The organism is Salicola sp. Rm-C-2C1-2, from assembly GCF_040196175.1.
Lineage (GTDB): Bacteria > Pseudomonadota > Gammaproteobacteria > Pseudomonadales > Oleiphilaceae > Halospina.
Genome location: NZ_JBEFNF010000015.1, coordinates 1 through 2,071, shown reverse-complemented (window position 1 = coordinate 2,071; position 2,071 = coordinate 1). Strand labels below are relative to the sequence as shown.

2 protein-coding genes are annotated in these 2,071 nt (G+C 63.1%); both read left to right on the top strand.

Annotated elements, in window-relative coordinates; genetic code table 11:
• The first annotated feature begins 141 nt into the window (after nucleotides 1–141).
• Nucleotides 142–498, top strand: coding sequence for an IS66 family insertion sequence element accessory protein TnpB (gene tnpB / locus AAF659_RS14985; RefSeq protein WP_349752589.1), 357 nt, complete (start codon nucleotides 142–144; stop codon nucleotides 496–498).
• A gap of 42 nt (nucleotides 499–540) precedes the next feature.
• Nucleotides 541–2,071, top strand: a 1,531-nt coding sequence (gene tnpC / locus AAF659_RS14980; RefSeq protein WP_349752588.1) for an IS66 family transposase, incomplete at its 3' end; no start/stop codon positions are given.

Sequence of the window (2,071 nt, the reverse complement as noted above, 5' to 3'; positions counted from 1 at the left end):
GCTGAGCCTGAGTGCCTATGCCGAACAGCAGCAGCTCGATTTTTCCGATCTCATGCAGTGGCGCCAGCGCCTGGCAGTTCAAAACATTGAGCTGCCGCCCCAACACCGCCCGGATCGGTTTGTCCGTGTTGAGGTGGCCTCGTGATCCGCCCCGCAACCGATGTGGCCGTCTACCTGTGCCGGGACGTGGTGGACATGCGCAAGTCCATCGACGGGCTGGCGCTGCTGGTGCAAGAGGCGATGGAACTGAACCCTTTTGAGCCAGCGGTTTTCGTGTTCTGCAACCGCCAGCGCGACAAGGTCAAGATCCTGGCCTGGGAGCGCAACGGTTTTGTGCTGTGGTACAAGCGTCTGGAGCAGGAACGGTTCAAGTGGCCGGAACAGGCCGACGGCTCGCCGATGGCGCTGACGGGCCAGCAACTGAACTGGCTTCTGGATGGGTATGACATCGCCCGGATGAGGCCGCATCAGCCGCTGTTTTTTGACACCGTGGGCTGATTTCAAGTGGCTGATTGATGGGCGATTTAGTACAATAGCGTCATGTCAGATGCCGCCTCCAGCCCCGCTTCCACCGTTGCCGAACTGCAGCGCCAGCTGCAGGATCAGCAGGCCGAAAACGCCCGGTTGGCCAAGCACAATCAGTCGTTGAAAAAGCAGTACCGTTCACTGGAGCGCAAGACCGAATCACTGGAACAGGCCAAGCGCGATCTGTTCGAGCAGCTGCGGCTGCTGATCGAGAACCGCTTCGGGCCCTCCTCCGAGAAGTACCGCATTGAGCAGGCGGACATGTTCTTCAACGAAGCGGAAACGTTAGCCGCTGAGGAGGCCCCGCAGGCGCAAGACCCTGAAGACGAAGATGACGCTCAGCCCGAGGCCAATCACTCCCGGCGCCAGAGCTCCAGTCGGGGCGGGCGCGTCGCACTTCCACCGGAGCTGCCCCGTGTGGATGTCGTCCACGACCTGGAAGAAGCGGAGCAGCAGTGTCCCAATGATGGCGCCCAACGCGTTCGCATTGGCGAGGAAGTCACCGAACAGCTGGATGTGATCCCGGCCCGCGTTCAGGTCATCCGCCACATCCGCCCGAAATACGCCTGTCGTCAGTGCGAGGACGGCGTCGCCATTGCGCCGGCTCCGGCGCAACCACTGCCCAAATCCAACGCCAGTGCCAACCTGTTGGCCTACTGCCTGGTGGCCAAATACGTGGATGCGCTGCCGCTGTACCGCCAGCAGCAGGCGTTCAAACGCCTGGGCGTGGAACTGCCCCGCAATACCCTGGCGCGCTGGATGATCCAGGCCAGCGAGCGCATGGCGCCACTGATCGAGCGCTTACGAGAGCACTTACGCGCCAGCCCGGTCATCCACATGGATGAGACCACGGTCCAGGTCAACGACGAGCAGGACCGTGAGGCGAGTGCGACCTCCTACATGTGGCTGCAGCGTGGCAGCCCGCCCGAAGGGGGGGCGATCGTACTGTTTGACTATCGGCCCTCGCGCGCCGGGCGCATCCCCATCGAACTGCTGGGCCAGTTCCAGGGGGTGTTGGTGACCGATGGCTATGAGGGCTACGCGCAGATCGCCCGCCAGAACGGGCTGACTCATGCCGGCTGTTGGGCCCACGCGCGACGCAAGTTCGTCAGCGCCCGCAAAGTTCACTCCAAGGGCAAAGTCGGTCAGGCGGACAAGGCGCTCAAGCTCATCCGCCGGCTCTACACCGTCGAACAGCAGGCCAGGACTCTGAGCGTTGAGGAGCGACTGGCGCTGCGCCGGCAACAAAGCCAGCCGATCATCGACCGGCTCAAGGACTGGCTGGACAGCCAACTTCATCGAGTGCCGCCAAAGACGGCGTTGGGCAAGGCACTGCATTACCTGTCGCAGCAGTGGCCGCGGCTGACCCGGTTCCTCGACGATGGGCAGATCCCGCTGGACAACAACCCGGCGGAGAACGCCATCCGCCCGTTCGTGATCGGGCGCAAGAACTGGCTGTTCAGTGACACGCCGAAAGGCGCCGATGCCAGCGCCCGCATCTACAGCCTGATCGAGACGGCCAAGGCCAATGGGCTCGAACCCTATG